Here is an 18072-nt window from a genome sequence, read left to right as displayed (position 1 = left end):
GATGCGGCGTGGGGCACGAACGGCGCGGGCGGGCGGATGCCTCGGCGCGGCTACTCCGCGTCGCGCGCCTGGGCGGCGAGGGCGCGTTCGACCCCGGCCAGGTTCTCGATCACCAGGCGACGCAGTGCGAGCGGCTCCGGGTTGGCGTCGAGCCACTTTCGCGTCGCGGTGACGAGCGCCCGGTCAGCCAACGGCGCCGGGTATAGGCCGAGCACCAGCTTTTCCGCGATGGAGAAGCTGCGGGCGGCCCAAACCGGCTGCAACATGGCGAAGTACTGCTCGACGAACGGCTCCAGCAACGTGGTGTCGTTGGCCCGTAGGAAACCGGCTGCCGTGACCCGCACGATGGTGTTCGGCGCGGTGTCCACGTCGATCAGAGACGACCAGGCGGACTGCTTGCCCTCCAGGGTGGGGATGGCGGCGCGGGCCTGCGCGGCCGACTGAGCGCCGGTCGCGGTGTTGTCCGCGGCCAGTGCTGCGTCGATCTCGACCGCGTCGGCCTTGCCGCCGGCTACGAGGGCGATGAGCAGCTCCCAGGAGAGGTCGGTGTCGATCTCGAGGCCGTCGAGCGGCGCCGTGCCACCACGCAGCGCGGCAACGGATGCCAGCTGGCTGTCGGTGGTCGCGATGGCGGCGAAGAACTTCACGAACTGGAACTGCTCGTCGCTGCCGGCGTCGGCGTGGCGGGCGAGGGACCAGAGCGCGTCACCGACCTCCTTGACTGTACTCGTACGGAATTCCTCGGCGACGTAGTACGAGGCGGCGAGCACAACCTGGCCGAGCACGGTGCGCAGCGTGGTGGACTCGGATTCCGTCGCGACGTTGCCGAGCACAAGCGTGATGAAGTCGCGCGCCGAGGTCTCGGCGTCGCGGGTGGCGTCCCAGACCGCGCCCCAGATGATGGCGCGGGCGAGGGGGCTCTCGATCGCGGAGAGGTTCTCGAGGGCCACCTCCTGCGATTCCGGGTCGAGGCGGATCTTGGCGTAGGCCAGGTCATCGTCATTGAGCAGAACGAGGTCGGGTTGTTGGCGGCCGAGCAGTGACGGGACATCCGTCTGCTCGCCGTCGACGTCGATCTCGATCCGGTGAGTGCGCACCAGGGCGCCGTCCACCCGGTCGTAAAAGCCGATGGCGAGGCGGTGCGGGCGGATGGTGGGGTAGTCGGCCGCGGCGGTCTGCAGCACCGTGAAGCCGGTGATGGCGCCGGACTTGTCCACGACGATCTCGGGACGCAGCGTGTTCACGCCCGCGGTCTCGAGCCACAGCTTCGTCCACTCGGTGAGATCGCGGCCGCTGGAGGCTTCGAGCAGGGCCATCAGGTCGGTCAGCTCGGTGTTGCCCCACTGGTGCTTCTGGAAGTACGCGGCGACGCCGGCGAAGAATTCATCGCGGCCGACCCAGGCCACGAGCTGCTTGAGCACGGAGCCGCCCTTGGCGTAGGTGATGCCATCGAAGTTGACCTGCACGTCTTCGAGGTCGTTGATCGTGGCGGTGATCGGGTGGGTGGAGGGCAGCTGGTCCTGCTTGTAGGCCCAGCTCTTCTCCATCACGGCGAAGGTGGTCCACGCTTCGGTCCACTCGGTGGCCTCGGCGGTTGCCATGGTCGACGCCCACTCGGCGAACGACTCGTTCAGCCACAGGTCGTTCCACCACTTCATGGTGACGAGGTCGCCGAACCACATGTGCGCCAGTTCGTGCAGCACGGTGACGACGCGGCGTTCCTTGATGGCGTCGGTGACCTTGGACCGGAACACGTACGTCTCCGTGAAGGTGACCGCGCCGGCGTTCTCCATGGCGCCCGCGTTGAATTCCGGCACGAACATCTGGTCGTACTTGTCGAACGGGTACGGGTAGTTGAACTTGCCCTCGAAGTATGCGAAGCCCTGGCGGGTCTTCTCGAACAGGTAATCCGCGTCGAGGAACTCGAACAGGCTTTTACGGCAGAAGAGCCCGAGCGGGATGACGCGGGCGTCGTTGGAGGTCAGCTCGCTGCGCACGACTGCGTAAGGGCCGGCGACGAGGGCAGTGATGTAGCTGGAGATGGTGTGGGTGGGGGCGAACGCCCAGGTCTTGTGGCCGCTGCCGGCATCCGTCGGCTCGGGCGTGACGGAGTTGGAGATGACTTCCCAGGCGCCGGGGGCGGTGACGGTGAAGGCGAACGTGGCCTTGAGGTCGGGCTGCTCGAACACGGCGAAGACGCGGCGGGAGTCGGGCACCTCGAACTGGCTGTACAGGTAGACCTCGTTGTCGACCGGGTCGACGAAGCGGTGCAGGCCCTCGCCGGTGTTCGTGTACTCGGCGTCGGCGACGACGGTGAGCGTATTCTCGGCGGCTAGGCCGTCGAGCTGAATCCGGATGCCGTCACTGACGAGTGAGGGGTCGAGCGCGGCGCCGTTCAGCGTCACCGAGTGCACGGTGCGGGTGATCGCGTCGATGAAGGTGGACGCGCCGGGCGTCGCGGTGAAGTGCACCGTGGTCTCGCTGCCGAACGTTTCCGGTCCGGTCGTGAGGTCGAGGGTGACCTCGTAGCTCTGAACGGTGATGAGCGCGGCGCGCTCCTGGGCTTCGATCCTGGTGAGGTTCTCTCCGGGCAACGGTTTCTCCATCTCGGTTTCGCGGTCTGCACGCGCGCCGACGCTTGTGGCGCCGCGCACCGACAATCAGCCTAGCCAAGGAATATGGTGTCTGCACGAGGGTAAGCACCGACCCGTGGGCCGCGACGGACGACCGGTACCGTGAGTTTGCTGACGTGGGAGCGCGCGGCATGAGCGCCTGCTAAGAGGCGTGGGCGCACAAAGTGTCGGATGACCCGGCGACCTCCGCTCCGATCGCCGGTTCTCGGCTCTGAAACGGCTTCGTGCTCGCGCCCGATGCCGAACTCCTCGCAGTCCCCCGGCCGCATAGGCGGGCGCTGCACTGGCGGTGAGCAGGGACCGTCGCCCCGGCAGGTGAGCGGAGGCGTCGCCCGGTCGTGCGCGTGCGCTCACCCGTCATCCGGTGTCTGGTGTCCCGCGTCCGGTGTCGGGCGTGGAGTCAATTCGACGGAGATTCTGCGGAAAAGGGCGGATTAAGGCCTCCGTGGAGCCGTTTCGCGCAAAATCTCCGTCGAATTCGTTCTGGGCGGCTCTAGGGTTATCCACAATGACAACCCGAGACGCGCTCCGTGATGCCTACGACGCACAGCTTCGGCTCTGGGTTCCGACCGACCGGCCCACGGGCATCCGTTACGAACTGTCGGGCCCGGTTCTGCGGATCTTGGGACGGCACCAGGGGCTCGTCGAGACCGCTCGCGACGTGGGTGCGACCGGCGCGGCGCTCGACGCCCTGATCGCGGAGCACCGCGATTTCTTCGCTGCCCGCGGCGAGGCCTTCGAGTGGAAGACCCGCGGCCACGACCTGCCAGCCGATCTGCCGGACCGCCTGCTTGCGGCCGGCTTCGTGGCCGAGGAGCTGGAGACGGTCGTCGTCGCCGAGACCGAACGCCTGAACGCCGTGCCGGTGCTGCCGGTCGGCGTCACGATCAGGCAGGTCGACACCCGGGCCGACTTCGAGCGCATCGCCGCGCTGCAGTCGCAGGTCTGGGACGAGGACTACGCCTGGCTGGCCGACCAGCTGGAGGCCGGTGTGCGTGATGCCCCGGGCGACGTGCTCGTGTTCGTCGCCGAGGCCGGCGGCGTGCACGGCGGCGAGCTCGTCTCCTCGTGCCGGCTCGAGTTCACCCGCGGCACTGATTTCGCGGGACTCTGGGGTGGGTCGACCCTGGCCGCCTGGCGGGGCCGCGGCATCTACCGGGCGCTGGTGGCATACCGCGCGCGGCTCGCGCACCAACGCGGTGTGCGCTACCTGCAAGTGGATGCCTCCGACGATAGCAAACCGATCCTGCTGCGGCTGGGCTTTCAGGCCATCACGACGACGACCCCCTGGGTCTGGACCCCGCCGGCTCCTGACTGAGGTGCGGTTCGGCGGGGCGCGATCCCGGTGCCGGCACCCAGCGGCATCCGCTCGCCGCACCAAAATGGCCCGCACCATGTCGCCCGCCCGAACCAATTCGACGGAGATTCTGCCGAAACCAGGCCGCAACCGGCCGCCCGGGTGCGCAAACCTCAAAATCTCCGTCGAATTGGTGAGGGGCCTGCCGGCTGTCCTGCTGCCTGTCCAGCGCGCCGACGTGACTCGCCGACTCGACTCGCCGACTCGACCCGCCGACCCGCCGACTCGCCGACTCGACCCGCCGACTCGCCGACTCGACTCGCCGACTCGACCCGCCGACTTGCAGGCCGACCCCGCCGACTTGACCCGCCGACTCGCAGGCCGACCCCGCCGACGACCTGCCCCGGCTACCAGGCGCCGGGCTTGTAGTCCTTGAGGAAGACGCCGCAGAGGTCCTCGCCGCCCTCGCCGCGCACAATCGGGTCGTAGACCCTCGCCGCGCCGTCGACCAGGTCGAGTGGGGCGTGGAAGCCCTCCTCGGCGAGGCGGATCTTGGTGGGGTGCGGCCGCTCGTCGGTGATCCAGCCGGTGTCGACGCTGGTCATCAGGATGCCGTCGGACAGCATTTCCTTCGCGCTCGTGCGGGTGAGCATGTTCAGCGCGGCTTTGGCCATGTTCGTGTGCGGGTGGCCGGGCCCCTTGTAGCCGCGGCCGAACACGCCCTCCATCGCCGACACGTTCACAATGTAGGTGCGGCGGGCGTCGGATGCCGCGAGCGAGCCACGCAGACGGCTCACCAGCAGGAACGGGGCCGTGGTGTTGCACAGCTGCACCTCCAGCATCTCCAGCGGGTCGACGTCTTCCACGTTCGCGGTCCAGCTGTTTCGGGAGTGCAGGTCGGGCACGAGCCCGCCGGCGTCGATCGCGGTGCCGGCGGCGAGACGCGCGAGAGACGAGGAGCCCGGTGCGAGCGCCAGGGCGGTCAGGTCGTCGGCCGTGAGTGCGCCACTCGCTCCGGCTGCTGCGGCCAGGATCGGGTGGCTGGTGACGGATGCCGCGAGCGCGGTCGGGTGCGCGTCACTGGTGTGCCCGAACGTGACGATCTCCGGGATGACGCCCTCCGGCAGCGGCGACTGCTCGGCCTCGACCAGCATCGAGTAGGAGCCGGGGGAGCGGCGCACGGTCTGGGCGGCGTTGTTGATCAGGATGTCCAGCGGCCCGGCCGCGGCGACGGAGTCGGCCAGGCCGATCACCTGGGCCGGGTCGCGCAGGTCGATCCCGACGATGCGGAGACGGTGCAACCAGTCGGCCGAGTCCGGCATGGCGCTGAAGCGGCGCACCGCGTCGCGCGGGAACCGGGTGGTGATGGTGGTGTGGGCGCCGTCGCGCAGCAGGCGCAGGGCGATGTACATGCCGATCTTGGCGCGGCCGCCCGTGAGTAGGGCGCGCCTGCCGGTCAGGTCGGTGCGGGCATCCCGCTTCTCATGGCTCATCGCCGCGCAGGCAGGGCAGAGCTGGTGGTAGAAGGCGTCGACGAGGGTGTACTTCTGTTTGCAGATGTAGCAGGCCCGCGGCACGAGCAACTCGCCGGCCGACGCCCGGTCGGTGCCCAGGCGCAGCTGGGCGCCAATGGTCTCGTCGTCGATGCGGGTGGCGGCGCCGGTCGCGGTCGCGGCGATGACCTCCCGGTCGGCATCCGCAATCGCCTGCCGCTTCTCGCCGCGTCGCACCATCTTGACGGACTTGAACATCTTGGCGGTGGCCTGCCGCACGGTGACGAAATCGGGGTCTTCGGGGTCGATCTCGCTGAGCGAGGCGAGCACGCGCAGGGCGATCGCCATCTCGGCAGGGTCGATGCTGAGGGTGGACACGGCCCCGGGAGCGGGCTCGGTCGGAGGCGTCGTGGTCATCGAACAATTCTACGATGGCCCCCGCGATGGCCCGGCCCGGTGCACACAGCACACAGACCGGTGGCCCGGCGCGCCGAGACCAGGGTCTCCGCACGCCGGGCCACCGGTCGATGCAGCAGGGTGTCGCTAGACCTTCAGCGGCTCCGGCTCGGTTTCCGGCTCCGTCGCGAGCGATGAGAGATCCATCGACGAGGTCGGCGGCTCATAGGTCTCGTCGAACGGCATCTCGTCGGTGTCCAGGGCAGGGTTGTCATCCTGCGTGGCTACCAGTTCACGGGCCTCGAAAACCGAGTCCACGCTGGGCATCGAGCCGATCAGCGGACGCCCGGCAGACTCGCGCAGGAAGAAGATCGCGATTCCACCGATGACGGATGTCCCCATCAGGTAGTAAGCCGGCATCATGTCGTTCTCGGTCGTGGCGATCAGCGCCGCGATGATGAAAGGCGTCGTGCCACCGAAGATGGCCACCGAGAAGTTGTATGCGATGCCCATGGCACCGTAACGGCTTTCGGTCGGGAACAGCGCCGGCAGGGCCGAGGCGAGGTTGGAGACGTAGAACGTGACGGGCAGGGCGATCAGAGCCAGGCCGAGCAGCGTCGTCCAGATCTCGCCGACGCCGATCAGCATGAAGGCGGGGATGGAGAGCACTACGGCGCTGAGCGAACCCATCCAGAGCACGGGACGACGACCGATCTTGTCGGACAGGCGGCCGGCCAGGGGGATGCAGAGCGCCATGATAACGAGGATCGGGATGGTGAGCAGTGTCCCGTGCAGCTCGTCGTAGCCCTTGGTGGCGGTGAGGTAGGTCGGCATGTATGAGGTGAGCGCGTAGCCGAGCGTGTTGGCCGCGGCGACGAGGATCATGGCGACGATGATGCCGCGCCAGTGGTTCTTGAAAATGCTGACCGGGCTGTTGGACGGGGCGGACTCGTCGGAGAACGACGGGTCGGTCGCGGCCAGTTCCTTCGCGTCCAGGGTGGCCTGGAAGGTGGGGGATTCCTCGATCTTCAGACGGAACCAGATGGCGATCAGGCCGAGCGGTCCGGCGATCAGGAATGGGATGCGCCAACCCCAGTCTTCCATGACGGGCTGCCCGAGGGTGACCTGCAGGATGGACACGAGCGCGGCGCCGATGGCGAAGCCGAGGTAGCTGCCCATATCGAGCAGGCTGGCGAAGAAGCCGCGGTGCTTGTCGGGCGAGTGCTCGCTCACGAAGGTGGTCGCACCGGCGTACTCACCGCCGGTGGAGAAGCCCTGCACGAGTTTGGTGAAGACCAGCAGCGCGGCGGCGAGCATGCCCACCTGGGCGTAGCCGGGCAGCAGGCCCACGGCGAAAGTGGATGCCGCCATCAGGATCAGGGTCATCGACAGCACCTTCTGGCGGCCGATCTTGTCCCCGAGCCAGCCGAAGAACACACCACCCAGCGGACGGGCGATGAACGTCGCGGCGAAGGTGCCGAGCAGGAACAGGGTCTGCACGGTCGGGTCGGACTCGGGCAGGAACACCGGACCCATGGTCGTGATGAGGTAGCCGAACACGCCGACGTCGTACCACTCCATCGTGTTTCCCACGATGGTTCCGCCGAGGGCTTTCTTCAGCCTTGACTGATCGACCACGTTCACGTGCGACACCTTCAAGCGGCGCTGCAGGAGCGGATTCTTGGTCTTCACCGCCGTGCCGTCGGCACCGGAAAGTGAGCTGGTTCTGGGCATGGGAACTTCTCTCGTAGAGATCATGTTGCTGCGAAAAAAAGGGGCCCGCTTTCGGGCATAACGAACAATTTTAGTCGGAAATGGGCAACAACCAGACATTTTGCCGAGGATACCCTCTCTGGACAGGGGTTTACGTTCGGTCTCCGTCGGCGCTTTCCCAGCCGGGAGACACTTAGGCTGGGCCCCATGGCTGACTCTGTGAAGTTCTGGTTCGACCCCTCCTGCCCCTGGGCCTGGATGACCTCCCGCTGGGTGGAGGAGGTCTCCGCCCTGCGCGGTTTCGACGTCGAGTGGAAGGTGATGAGCCTCGCCGTCCTGAACGAGGACCAGGACGTGTCCGAGGAGTACCGCGCGTTCTTCCCCCGGGCTCTCAAGTACACCCGCCTGGTTGCTGCCGCACAGGAACTGCACGGCCAGAAAACGGTCAAGGCGCTCTACGATGCCCTGGGCGCCCGCATCCACCTCGGTGGCAGCACAAACCCCGACGAGGTCATTCCCGCCGCGCTCGCCGAGGTGGGCCTGCCGGCATCGTTCGCGGAGTGGGCCGACAGCGACCACTACGACGTGCAGATGCGCGCCAGCCACTTCGACGCCATGGAGCGGGTGGGCCAGGATGTCGGCACCCCCGTCATCGCCGTGAACGACGTGGCCTTCTTCGGCCCGGTCATCTCGCCCGCGCCGAGCGGAGATGCGGCGCTCAAGCTTTGGGACGGTGTGGTGGCCGTTGCCGGGTACGACGGTTTCTTCGAGCTGAAGCGCTCCCGCACCCGCGAGCCGATCTTCGCCGCGGCTGCGACGGTACCAGCCGAGTAAGCCGAGTAAATATAATCGGTTGCATGCGCATCCACATCGCCACTGACCACGCCGGCCTCGACTTCAGCCACCAGCTGGTCACGCACCTCGCCCTTGCCGGTCACGAAGTCGTGGACCACGGGCCGGAGGTCTACGACGCCCTCGACGACTACCCCGGTTTCTGCATCCGGGCGGCCGAGGCCGTCGTCGCCGACCTGTCCGTCGGCGTCGACGCGCTCGGCGTCGTCTTCGGCGGCTCGGGCAACGGCGAGCAGATGGCCGCTAACAAAGTGAAGGGCGTGCGCGCCGCGCTGGTCTGGAGCCTCAGTACCGCCAGGCTCGCCCGCGAGCACAACGACGCGAACGTCATCTCCATCGGTGCCAGGCAGCACAGCATCGAGGACGCCATCGACTTCATCGACGCCTTTATCTCGGAGCCGTTCCCCGGCGACGAACGCCACTGCCGCCGCATCCTGCAGCTGGCGGAGTACGAGGCGCACTGCACCATCAACGGCACGCGTCTCGCCGACTAGCCGTGCCTGAGGGTCATTCCGTCCACCGCATTGCGCGCCAGTTCGCCCGCAACTTCGTGGGTAAAAGCATCCGACTGTCGTCGCCGCAGGGCCGCTTCGTGGACGGCGCGGCGATGCTCGACGGCCACATCATGACGGATGCCCGTGCCGTCGGCAAGCAGATGTTCCTCGAATTCGACAACGGGCTCTGGCTGCGCGTGCACCTGGGGCTCTACGGCGCCTGGGACTTTGCCGGGGACATCCAAGCGCACGGTACGGACGCCGCCATCAAGGGTCGCAGGCGCCGGACCGTCAGGCGCGACGCGGGTGACGTCATGCAGGGCCTGGCGGGGGAGGACTCGCTGCAGAGCATCGGCGCGCCCCGGCTGACCCGGCTGCGGATGGCGGAAGACGAGAAGGTCAGCGTCGAGCCCGACGGCTTCCCGCCCGCACCCATCGGCCAGGTGCGGGTGCGTCTGCTGGCCGACGACGTCGTTGCGGACCTGCGCGGGCCCACGGCTTGCGTGGTGCTCGACTCTCAGGAGGTGCACGTGGCGATGGACCGTCTCGGGCCGGACCCGATGCTCGACGACAGCCGCGCCGCCGAGGACCGCTTCGTCACGGTGGTGCGGAAGAAGCCCACCCCGATCGGGCGCCTTTTGATGGACCAGTTGGTGGTCAGCGGCATCGGCAACGTCTACCGGGCCGAGTTGCTCTTCCGTGCGCGCCTGAACCCGTATGCGCCGGGCAAGTCGCTCAGCGACGAGCAGTCCCGTGCGCTCTGGCGAGACTGGGCGCACCTGCTGAAGATCGGCGTGTCGACCGGGCAGATGATGACCATGGACGGCCTCGGCGACGCGGCTTATGGGCGAGCCCTGAGGCGACGGGCCGACCGGCACTGGGTGTACAAGCGCGAGGGGCTGCCCTGCCGGGTCTGCGGCACCCACATCACCGTTGAGGAGATGGCCGCACGCAAGCTCTACTGGTGCCCGAAATGCCAGGCCTGACCTGCTCGCCCTGATCTGCTTCACCTGATCTGAACCCACGACCAGAACGGGACACCGATGAGACACAACCCCATTTTTGAGCAGGGCGACCCGGCCGAGATCCGCCGTCTCATCCGGGAGAACCCACGGGCCACGCTGATCAGCCACACCGAGTCCGGTCTGGTGGCCTCGCACTACCCGGTACTGCTCGACGAGGAGGCCGACGAGACCGACGGAATCGTGCTGGTCAGCCACGTCGGACGCCCCGACGAGGCCCTGCACGAACTCGGCCGGCACGAGCTGCTGGTGATCATCCAGGGACCCCACGGCTACATCTCGCCCGGCTGGTACGACGCGGCGCCCGCCGTTCCCACCTGGAACTTCGTCGCCGCGCACCTGAACGGCACACCCGAACTACTCAGCGACGAGGAGAACCTGCGGGTGCTGGACCGCCTGGTCGACCACTTCGAGGAGCGGATGCCTGAACCGCGTCGCCTGTCCGGCACCGAGGCCAACGCCGCCTACGCCGCCCGTATTGCGGCCGGTACGGTCGGCTTCCGGCTCAGGGTGAACCGCCTCACCGCCAAGAGCAAGCTCAGCCAGAACAAGCCGGCCGAGACCGTGGCGCGCATTCTGGGTGAACTCGAGGGAGACGGTCCCTATGCGAGCCCGGGCCTGGCAGCCGAAATGCGCCGGGTGCACGGGGTCGACCGGTGAGCGTGTCCACGCCCGCTCCGGCAACAGCGTCGGCCCCTCCGCTCGTCTTGCGGAACGGCCGGCTGCCGGGAAGCGACGAGATCGTCGACACGCTGATCGTCGACGGCCGGGTGCGCCGGCTCGGGTATCTGAGTCAGTCGGCTGCGGGCATCCGTTCGGTCGATCTGGAAGAACGCTGGCTGATTCCGGGCCTCTGGGACAACCACGTGCACTTCAGCCAGTGGGCGCAGACGAATCAGCGGCTGGATCTGTCCGGCACCGACAGTGCCGCCGCCGCGGCCGACCTGGTGGCCGAACGGGTGCCCGGCGTTTCGAGGGGGGAGACCCTGGTCGGGTTCGGGTTTCGCGACGCTCTGTGGCCGGATGCCCCGAGCCGGCCCCTGCTGGACGCCGCCGCCGGCACCGTTCCGACCGTGTTGATCAGCGGTGACCTACACTCATGCTGGCTGAACTCGGCCGCGCTCGCCCGCCACGGCCACACGGAGCACCCGACCGGGCTGCTCCGTGAGGAGGACTGCTTCGCCGTGGTGCGCACGCTCGCCGAGGTGCCCGATGTCGTGATGGACGGCTGGGCCGACAGCGCGGCCCGGACCGCGGCGGCTCGCGGGGTCGTGGGCATCGTCGACATGGAGATGGACTGGAACCTCGCCACCTGGCTGCGGCGCATCCAGGGCGGCACCGACTCGCTGCGGGTGGAGTTCGGTATCTACACCCAGCATTTGGAGCGCGCCATCGCACTCGGTCTGCGGAGTGGGGCCGGCATCGACGGCACCGGCGGGCTGCTCACGGTGGGATCCTGCAAGGTGATCACCGACGGCTCGCTGAACACCCGCACCGCGTACTGCGTCGACGAGTACCCCGGCCTGGAGGGCCAGCCCGGGTCACGCGGGATGCTCACCGTGCCGCCGGAGGAGCTGCTCGCGCACCTGGGCCGGGCCGTGGCCGCGGGCATCCGCCCCGCCGTGCACGCCATCGGCGACCGGGCCAACGCGCTGGCCCTCGACGCCTTCGAGCAGCTCGGCTGCGCCGGCAGCATCGAGCACGCGCAGCTGCTCACGAGGGAGGACGTCGCCCGTTTCGCCCGGCTCGGCGTGGTAGCGAGCGTGCAGCCCGAGCACGCCCTCGACGACCGGGACGTCGCCGACCGCTACTGGGTGGGACGCACCGACCGGGCCTTCGTGCTGAAGAGCCTGCTGAACGCCGGGGTCACGCTCGCGCTCGGGTCCGACGCCCCGGTCGCTCCGCTGGACCCGTGGGTGAGCATCGCCGCCGCCGTCGGGCGCACTCGCGGCAGCCGCGAACCCTGGCACGCCGAGCAAGCCATCTCCCGGCAGGCCGCGCTCGCCGCGTCCGCGCGCGGCCGGCACCGCGTTCTGGCGGGAGACGTCGCCGACCTCGCGGTGTGCGAGATCGACCCGTTCGTCGCCTCAGTGCCCGACCTGCGACGGATGCCCGTGGCCGCCACCCTGCTCGCCGGCCGCTTCACCCACACCACCCTCTGACCTGGGGGGTTACCCCCGGCGAGATCCGGTTGGCAGCGGGATGTCGTCAACTCGACCCAGCGATCAGGCTGAGTACCGACAGACTTACTGGAGGACACCATGACCGCACCGACCGAAACCCCCGCACGCGCCGGCTATCGCGCGCTCTGGCGGCGCGTGCCGCAGGAGCTGCTCTTTCTACTGCTGACCCTGCCGGTGGTCGTGATCGCCCTCACCGTTCTGAGCACCGTATTCTTCACCGGCATCGGCCTGCTCGCCGCCGTCGTTGGGATCGTCGTCGTCGTGGCGTCCCTCTACCTCGCCCGCGGCATCGGTCTGGTCGAACTCGCCCGCCTGCGCTGGGCCGGCCAGCCTGCCATCACCCCGCCGCGGTGGGCGACGCCGGGGGAGCCGGCCACCACCCTCCGCGCCCTGCTCGGCCCGCTCGTCAACGGGCACTACTGGCTCTACCTGCTGCACGGCATGGTCGTGAACTTCGTGGTCGGGCTTGTCAGCTGGATCGTCACCGTAGTCTGGCTGTCGGTGGGCCTCGGCGGCGTCAGCTACTGGATCTGGGGCCGCTTCCTCCCCGAGGACCGGAACGACGACCTGCACGCGATCATCCTGAACTGGATTCTGCCGGGCACCACGCTCCCGATCGACCCGCTCCTGGCCGAAAGCCTCCTCCAGCTCGTCCTGGGCATCCTCTTTCTGCTGACTCTGCCGTACATCACCCACGCGTTCACCCGGCTGCACCAGTTCGCGGCCCGCGGCATGCTGGGCGCCTGGCGGTCCGAGGCCCTGCAGCGTGAGGTCGCCGACCTCAGCGCGTCGCGCGGGGCGGCCGTCGCCGCGGAAGACCAGTCCCTGCGGCGCCTGGAACGGGACATCCACGATGGTCCGCAGCAGCGCCTGGTGCGCCTGCAGATGGACCTCGCCAGCGCCGAGCGCAAGCTCGATACCGACCCGGATGCCGCGCGCACCCTGATCGTGGAGGCCCGGGAGCAGGCTCACGACACCCTCGAGGAGCTGCGGGCGCTGTCCCGCGGTTTGGTGCCGCCCCTCCTGCAGGACCGCGGTCTCCTCGCCGGCCTCGAGTCCCTGGCCGCCCGTAGCACCATCCCTGTGCGGCTCGAGCTGCAGGTCGACCCGGCGCTGCGGCTGCCCAGCGAAATCGAGCGGAGCGCGTATTTCGTCGGCGCGGAGTTGCTCACCAACGCCGCCAAGCACTCGCGGGCCACGGACATCCGTCTGCACCTGGCCCTGCGCGCCGTCCCCGACGATGGGAGCACCGGCAGCCCTGCCAGCACGGGGGCCGCCGGCGTCATCTGGCTCGACCTCTGGGTGATCGACGACGGCATCGGCGGGGCCCGGCTGACCGATGCCCATGGCCTGCACGGACTCGACGAACGCCTGCACGGCCTTCGCGGGGTGTTGTCGGTGCGGAGCCCCGAGGGTGGCCCGACCGCGATCGGGGCACACATCCCACTGCCCGCGGCCCGGCCGGCGCGAGCGGTCGCCGTATCCTGAACGGATGACCGACCTCGCTTCAGCCATTCTCGCCGCTCCCTCCGCCCCACCCCTGAGGCTCGTGCTGGCCGAGGACTCGGTGCTGCTCAGAGAGGGCCTGATCCGCCTGTTCGACGAGGCCGGGTTTGTGACCGTCGCGTCCTACGGCGACGCGGATTCCCTCCTGGCCGAGGTAGACGCGCTGCGGCCCGACATCGCCGTGCTGGATGTGCGGATGCCGCCCACCTTCCGGGACGAGGGCGTGCGCGCCGCGCTGGAACTGCGCCGCAGGCTGCCGTCGGTGGGCATCCTGCTGCTCAGCCAGTATGTGGAGGGCACCTACGCGCATGAACTTCTCGCCGCCGGCAACGGGGGACTGGGCTACCTGCTCAAGGACCGGGTGGCGTCGCTCGACGAGCTGCGGGACGCCGTGACCCGGATCAGCGCGGGCGGCACCGTGCTCGACCCGCAGGTCGTGCGCGAGTTGCTGGCCCGCCGCACCGACCCGGTCGCGGCCCTCACCCCGCGTGAGCGTGACGTGCTCGGGCTGATGGCGGAGGGGCGCACCAACGCCGGCATCGCCGCGAAGCTCGTGATCGGCGTCGGCGCGGTCGAGAAGAACGTCACCTCGATCTTCCAGAAGCTCGGCCTCGACGACTCGGGCTCCGACCACCGCCGGGTGCTGGCCGTGCTCACCTACCTGCGGCACTGACCCTGCGGCACTGACTCAGCCACGGATATCCGGATACTCGGATCCGGCCCGGTCAGGGGTGCAGAATGAGCTTATGAGCGAGATCGCGAATTCCAAGCTGGCCATCATCGGAGCCGGGGCCGTCGGGTCGTCCCTGGCCTACGCCGCACTGATCCGGCAGTCCGCGCGGGAAGTCGTGCTCTACGACATCAACGGGCCCAAGGTGGAGGCCGAGGTTCTCGACCTGGCCCACGGCACCCAGTTCACGGGTGCTTCCTGCGTGGCCGGCGGCAGCGACCTCGACGCCATCGCGGGGGCGAACATGGTCGTGATCACGGCCGGGGCCAGACAGCACCCCGGTCAGTCCCGGCTCGAGATGGCCGGCGTCAATGTCGGGATCCTGCGGGAGCTGATGCCCCAGCTGGTCGAGCGAGCCCCGGACGCCGTCTATATGCTCGTCACCAACCCCTGCGACGTGCTTGCCTATGCTGCCCGCCAGTTCAGCGGGCTGCCGGCCACGCGCGTCTTCGGGTCGGGCACGGTGCTCGACTCCTCCCGGCTGCGCTGGATGCTCGCGCACCGGGTCGGCGTCGCGATCGCCAATGTGCACGCCGTGATCGTCGGAGAGCACGGCGACTCGGAGTTCCCGCTCTGGTCCCAGGCCCGGATCGGCCCGATCTCCCTGGCCGAGTGGGTGCAGGACGACATCTCGCCTAAGGGTCTGGTGCCGTTCTCGGAGGCGGAATTCGACGCGATCACCGAGAGCGTGAAGACCGCGGCGTACACGGTCATCGCCGGCAAGGGCGCCACGAACTACGCGATCGGGCTTTCGGGCGCCCGGATCGTCGAGGCCGTGCTGCGCGACGAGGGCGCCGTGCTTCCGGTCAGCTCGGTGCTCACCGACTACCGGGGCGTCAGCGACGTGGCGCTGTCGGTGCCGAGCGTGATCAACGCCGAGGGCGTCTCGCGCGTGATCGAGGTTCCCTTCAGCGAGAAGGAGCAGGAGCTGTTCGAGCACTCGGCGGCGACGTTGCGCACGACGCTGAACGGGCTCGGACTCGACTGAGCCGTGTGAGACGATCCGTCCAGGATGTTGGGTGGAGGGGATGACGGGAATCGAACCCGCGCCATCAGTTTGGAAAACTGAGGCTCTACCATTGAGCTACATCCCCCGGGCGCAGTTCCCCGCGCACACACCCAGCGTAGTACACGTCGACGGTCGCCAGCTGCACGCCTCGACCCGCGGCATCCGGACCGTGCAGTAGACTTATCGAGGTCATTCCGCGAATTGCGCGAACTCTGCGCCCCAAGCGGATGCCATCACCGGGTTGAGAAATTGTCCGGGGCGTAGCTCAGCTTGGTAGAGCGCTCGGTTTGGGGCCGAGAGGTCGCAGGTTCGAATCCTGTCGCCCCGACCAACACCCCCTAAATACATCGGTCGAACACAGGAGATTGCCACGTGAAGTCCACGGTAGAACAACTGAGCCCCACTCGCGCGAAGGTCACCATCTCGGTGGCTCCCGAGGAGCTGAAGCCCAGCATCACCCACGCCTACGGCCACATCGCCGAGGACATCAACATCCCCGGCTTCCGCAAGGGCAAGGTCCCGCCGGCCATCATCGACCAGCGTGTCGGCAAGTCCGCCGTGCTCGAGCATGCGGTCAACGAGAGCCTCGACGGTTTCTACCGCTCGGCCGTGACCGAGCACAAGCTGCGCCCTTTGGGCCGCCCCGAGGCAGACATCGTCGCCTGGCCCAGCGACAAGGACTTCTCCGGAGACCTGGAACTGGCCATCGAGGTCGACGTGCGCCCCGAGATCGACCTGCCGAACTACTCCGGGCTGAAGCTCACTGTCGACGCCGTCGAGGTGTCCGATGAAGAGGTCACCGAGGAACTCGACAACCTGCGCAGCCGCTTCGGCACTCTCGTCACCGTCGATCGTCCCGCCACCACGGGCGACTTCGTGCAGATCGACCTGATCGCCGCCATCAACAGCGTCGAGGTCGACAACGCCACCGGCATCTCCTACGAGGTCGGATCCGGCGACCTCATCGACGGCATCGACGAGGCGCTCGACTCTCTCAGCGCCGGTGAGACCACCACCTTCAATTCCAACCTCATGGGTGGGGACCACGAGGGCGAGACCGCCGAGATCACCGTCACCGTCGGCGCCGTCAAGGAGCGCGAGCTTCCCACCGCCGACGACGACTTCGCGCAGATCGCCAGCGAGTTCGACACCATCGCCGAACTGACCGAGAGCCTCAAGGGCCAGGTCGAGCGCTCCAAGGTCTTCGGCCAAGGCACCCAGGCCCGCGAGAAGCTCGTCGAGCAGCTGCTCGAGTCGGTCGAGGTTCCGATTCCGACCGCGATCATCGAGGACGAGGTGCGTCGCCACCTCGAGGGCGAGAACCGCCTCGAAGACGCCGAGCACCGCGCCGAGGTCACCGAGGCCAGCGAGAAGACCTTCCGTCAGCAGATCCTGCTCGACACCATCGCCGAGGCCGAGAAGGTCCAGGTCAGCCAGGACGAGCTCACTCAGTACCTGATCCAGGGCGCAGCCCAGTACGGCATGGACCCGAGCGAATTCGTCCAGGCGCTGAGCGGCAACGGTCAGATCCCGTCGATGGTGGCCGAGGTTGCCCGCAACAAGGCCCTCGCCATCGCGCTGGGCAAGGCCGAGGTCGTTGACTCCAACGGTAACGCCGTCGACCTGTCCGAGTTCGTCGCGGTCGCCGACGAGGCGTCCGGCGAGGACGAGGAAGAAGAGATCGAGGAGGACGACTCCGACGCCGCCGAGGTCGAGGCCGAGGTCGACGCCGAGGTCGAGGCCATCAAGGCCGCCAAGGCCACGGCAGCGAAGGCAGCCAAGGCCAAGGCCACCGCGGCGAAGAAGAAGGCCGCCGCCAAGAAGTAGCACGACGACCGCTCACGCGGGCGTTCGGGTCGGATGTCACAGACATCCGACCCGTTCCGCGTTTCTGCCTTGCCGCCCCCGCTCTCGTCCCTTGCCCTCAGCTCTCCCGCACTGGACCAATTCGACGGAGATTTTCGGGTTAAGGGCCGTTATGCACGATTTTCGGGGCCAGGAGAGCAGAATCTCCGTCGAATTGGTTCGGAGCGACTGATGCGTGGGCGGCGCGTTATCTGCCGAGGGCGAACACAGCCGTTCCGGAGCGTTGGCTCCTATAGATTCAATCTGAAGCGACAAGTGAAACGGAGCGCGACATGGCCGATATGACACCTACACCGGGCGTTTTTGACCGACTGCTGAAAGACCGCATCATCTGGCTGGGTTCAGAGGTCCGGGATGAGAACGCCAACGAGATTTGTGCCAAAATCCTGCTGCTGGCCGCAGAGGACTCGGAGCGGGATATCTTCCTGTACATCAACTCGCCCGGCGGCTCAATCACGGCGGGCATGGCCATTTACGACACGATGAGGTTCGTTCCGAACGACATCGTCACCGTCGGCATCGGACTCGCTGCCTCGATGGGGCAGTTCCTGTTGTCCTCTGGAACCAAGGGCAAGCGCTACATCACACCCAACGCCCGGGTCCTGTTGCACCAGCCGTCCGGCGGATTCGGTGGCACGGCCGCCGACATCCAGACGCAGGCGAAGGTCATCCTGGATATGAAGAAGCGGATGGCCGAACTCACGGCAGAGCAGACCGGCAAGTCGGTCGAGCAGATCCTCATTGACAACGACCGCGACAACTGGTTCACCGCTCACGAGGCCGTGGCCTATGGTTTTGTCGACCACCTGCGCGGCTCCGCGTCGGAAGTGGTCGGCGGCGGCGGCACCGACGACTCAGTGAACAAGAAGTAGGACGGG

Annotated in this window: 14 protein-coding genes and 2 tRNA genes; 12 read left to right on the top strand and 4 right to left on the bottom strand. The window is 68.1% G+C overall.

The window, feature by feature from the left end; genetic code table 11:
• Positions 1-50: 50 nt before the first annotated feature.
• Positions 51-2594 carry an aminopeptidase N gene (gene pepN / locus E3T25_RS10795; RefSeq protein ID WP_134374284.1) on the bottom strand — a complete coding sequence of 848 codons (2544 nt, stop codon included), beginning with the start codon at positions 2592-2594 and terminating at the stop codon, positions 51-53.
• A gap of 547 nt (positions 2595-3141) precedes the next feature.
• Here pepN and E3T25_RS10790 point away from each other — a divergent pair.
• Positions 3142-3951, top strand: a complete 810-nt coding sequence (locus E3T25_RS10790) for a GNAT family N-acetyltransferase (RefSeq protein ID WP_134374196.1) — start codon at positions 3142-3144, stop codon at positions 3949-3951.
• A gap of 386 nt (positions 3952-4337) precedes the next feature.
• Here E3T25_RS10790 and E3T25_RS10785 read toward each other — a convergent pair whose 3' ends face one another.
• Together E3T25_RS10785 and E3T25_RS10780 are read right to left on the bottom strand one after the other, a co-directional pair.
• Complete coding sequence (locus tag E3T25_RS10785; protein WP_134343120.1) at positions 4338-5840, bottom strand: SDR family NAD(P)-dependent oxidoreductase; 1503 nt, start codon at positions 5838-5840, stop codon at positions 4338-4340.
• A 126-nt stretch (positions 5841-5966) separates the two neighbouring features.
• The gene (locus E3T25_RS10780) at positions 5967-7553 is read right to left on the bottom strand and encodes an MFS transporter (RefSeq protein ID WP_233191541.1); all 1587 of its coding nucleotides are present in this window, start codon (positions 7551-7553) and stop codon (positions 5967-5969) included.
• A 186-nt stretch (positions 7554-7739) separates the two neighbouring features.
• Between E3T25_RS10780 and E3T25_RS10775 the strand changes: the two genes are divergently transcribed.
• The 8 genes from E3T25_RS10775 (at position 7740) to E3T25_RS10740 (ending at position 15307) form a co-directional block, all read left to right on the top strand.
• Positions 7740-8366 carry a mycothiol-dependent nitroreductase Rv2466c family protein gene (locus tag E3T25_RS10775; protein WP_134374194.1) on the top strand — a complete coding sequence of 209 codons (627 nt, stop codon included), beginning with the start codon at positions 7740-7742 and terminating at the stop codon, positions 8364-8366.
• A gap of 23 nt (positions 8367-8389) precedes the next feature.
• The gene (locus E3T25_RS10770; RefSeq protein WP_104103334.1) at positions 8390-8878 is read left to right on the top strand and encodes a ribose-5-phosphate isomerase; all 489 of its coding nucleotides are present in this window, start codon (positions 8390-8392) and stop codon (positions 8876-8878) included.
• Between the two features lie 2 nt (positions 8879-8880).
• Positions 8881-9864 (top strand): Fpg/Nei family DNA glycosylase, encoded by a 984-nt coding sequence (locus tag E3T25_RS10765; RefSeq protein ID WP_104103336.1) that lies wholly within the window; start codon positions 8881-8883, stop codon positions 9862-9864.
• Positions 9865-9921: 57 nt separating this feature from the next.
• The gene (locus E3T25_RS10760) at positions 9922-10560 is read left to right on the top strand and encodes an FMN-binding negative transcriptional regulator (RefSeq protein WP_134374192.1); all 639 of its coding nucleotides are present in this window, start codon (positions 9922-9924) and stop codon (positions 10558-10560) included.
• A gap of 2 nt (positions 10561-10562) precedes the next feature.
• Positions 10563-12062, top strand: a complete 1500-nt coding sequence (locus tag E3T25_RS10755; protein WP_134374282.1) for an amidohydrolase — start codon at positions 10563-10565, stop codon at positions 12060-12062.
• A 99-nt stretch (positions 12063-12161) separates the two neighbouring features.
• Complete coding sequence (locus E3T25_RS10750) at positions 12162-13571, top strand: sensor histidine kinase (RefSeq protein WP_134374190.1); 1410 nt, start codon at positions 12162-12164, stop codon at positions 13569-13571.
• A gap of 4 nt (positions 13572-13575) precedes the next feature.
• Positions 13576-14262 (top strand): response regulator, encoded by a 687-nt coding sequence (locus E3T25_RS10745; RefSeq protein WP_104103347.1) that lies wholly within the window; start codon positions 13576-13578, stop codon positions 14260-14262.
• A 73-nt stretch (positions 14263-14335) separates the two neighbouring features.
• The gene (locus E3T25_RS10740) at positions 14336-15307 is read left to right on the top strand and encodes an L-lactate dehydrogenase (protein ID WP_104103349.1); all 972 of its coding nucleotides are present in this window, start codon (positions 14336-14338) and stop codon (positions 15305-15307) included.
• Positions 15308-15339: 32 nt separating this feature from the next.
• On the opposite strand, the gene E3T25_RS10735 is transcribed toward E3T25_RS10740, so the two are convergent.
• Positions 15340-15413: transfer RNA gene (locus tag E3T25_RS10735), tRNA-Gly, on the bottom strand.
• A 169-nt stretch (positions 15414-15582) separates the two neighbouring features.
• On the opposite strand from E3T25_RS10735, the gene E3T25_RS10730 reads away from it, so the two are divergent.
• The 3 genes from E3T25_RS10730 to E3T25_RS10720 all read left to right on the top strand — a co-directional run bounded on the left by E3T25_RS10730 (position 15583) and on the right by E3T25_RS10720 (position 18066).
• Positions 15583-15659 (top strand) — tRNA-Pro (locus E3T25_RS10730).
• 41 nt (positions 15660-15700) lie between these two features.
• On the top strand, positions 15701-17155 hold the full coding sequence (gene tig / locus E3T25_RS10725; protein ID WP_134343128.1) for a trigger factor: 1455 nt from the start codon (positions 15701-15703) through the stop codon (positions 17153-17155).
• Positions 17156-17466: 311 nt separating this feature from the next.
• Positions 17467-18066, top strand: a complete 600-nt coding sequence (locus tag E3T25_RS10720; RefSeq protein ID WP_104103353.1) for an ATP-dependent Clp protease proteolytic subunit — start codon at positions 17467-17469, stop codon at positions 18064-18066.
• Positions 18067-18072: the final 6 nt, after the last annotated feature.

Origin of the sequence: Cryobacterium sandaracinum (assembly GCF_004403415.1) — a bacterium.
Classification (GTDB): Bacteria; Actinomycetota; Actinomycetes; order Actinomycetales; family Microbacteriaceae; genus Cryobacterium; species Cryobacterium sandaracinum.
Note: the sequence above shows the minus strand (reverse complement) of the source record. Positions and strands in the feature narration are given on the sequence as shown.

Bases quoted from the DNA above. Each gene is read 5' to 3' on its own strand.
- E3T25_RS10720 (WP_104103353.1), top strand. From the start codon at position 17,467: ATGGCCGATATGACACCTACACCGGGCGTTTTTGACCGACTGCTGAAA.
- E3T25_RS10740 (WP_104103349.1), top strand. From the start codon at position 14,336: ATGAGCGAGATCGCGAATTCCAAGCTGGCCATCATCGGAGCCGGGGCC.
- E3T25_RS10750 (WP_134374190.1), top strand. From the start codon at position 12,162: ATGACCGCACCGACCGAAACCCCCGCACGCGCCGGCTATCGCGCGCTC.
- E3T25_RS10770 (WP_104103334.1), top strand. From the start codon at position 8,390: ATGCGCATCCACATCGCCACTGACCACGCCGGCCTCGACTTCAGCCAC.
- E3T25_RS10780 (WP_233191541.1), bottom strand. From the start codon at position 7,553: ATGCCCAGAACCAGCTCACTTTCCGGTGCCGACGGCACGGCGGTGAAG.
- E3T25_RS10760 (WP_134374192.1), top strand. From the start codon at position 9,922: ATGAGACACAACCCCATTTTTGAGCAGGGCGACCCGGCCGAGATCCGC.
- E3T25_RS10745 (WP_104103347.1), top strand. From the start codon at position 13,576: ATGACCGACCTCGCTTCAGCCATTCTCGCCGCTCCCTCCGCCCCACCC.
- E3T25_RS10775 (WP_134374194.1), top strand. From the start codon at position 7,740: ATGGCTGACTCTGTGAAGTTCTGGTTCGACCCCTCCTGCCCCTGGGCC.
- E3T25_RS10785 (WP_134343120.1), bottom strand. From the start codon at position 5,840: ATGACCACGACGCCTCCGACCGAGCCCGCTCCCGGGGCCGTGTCCACC.
- E3T25_RS10790 (WP_134374196.1), top strand. From the start codon at position 3,142: ATGACAACCCGAGACGCGCTCCGTGATGCCTACGACGCACAGCTTCGG.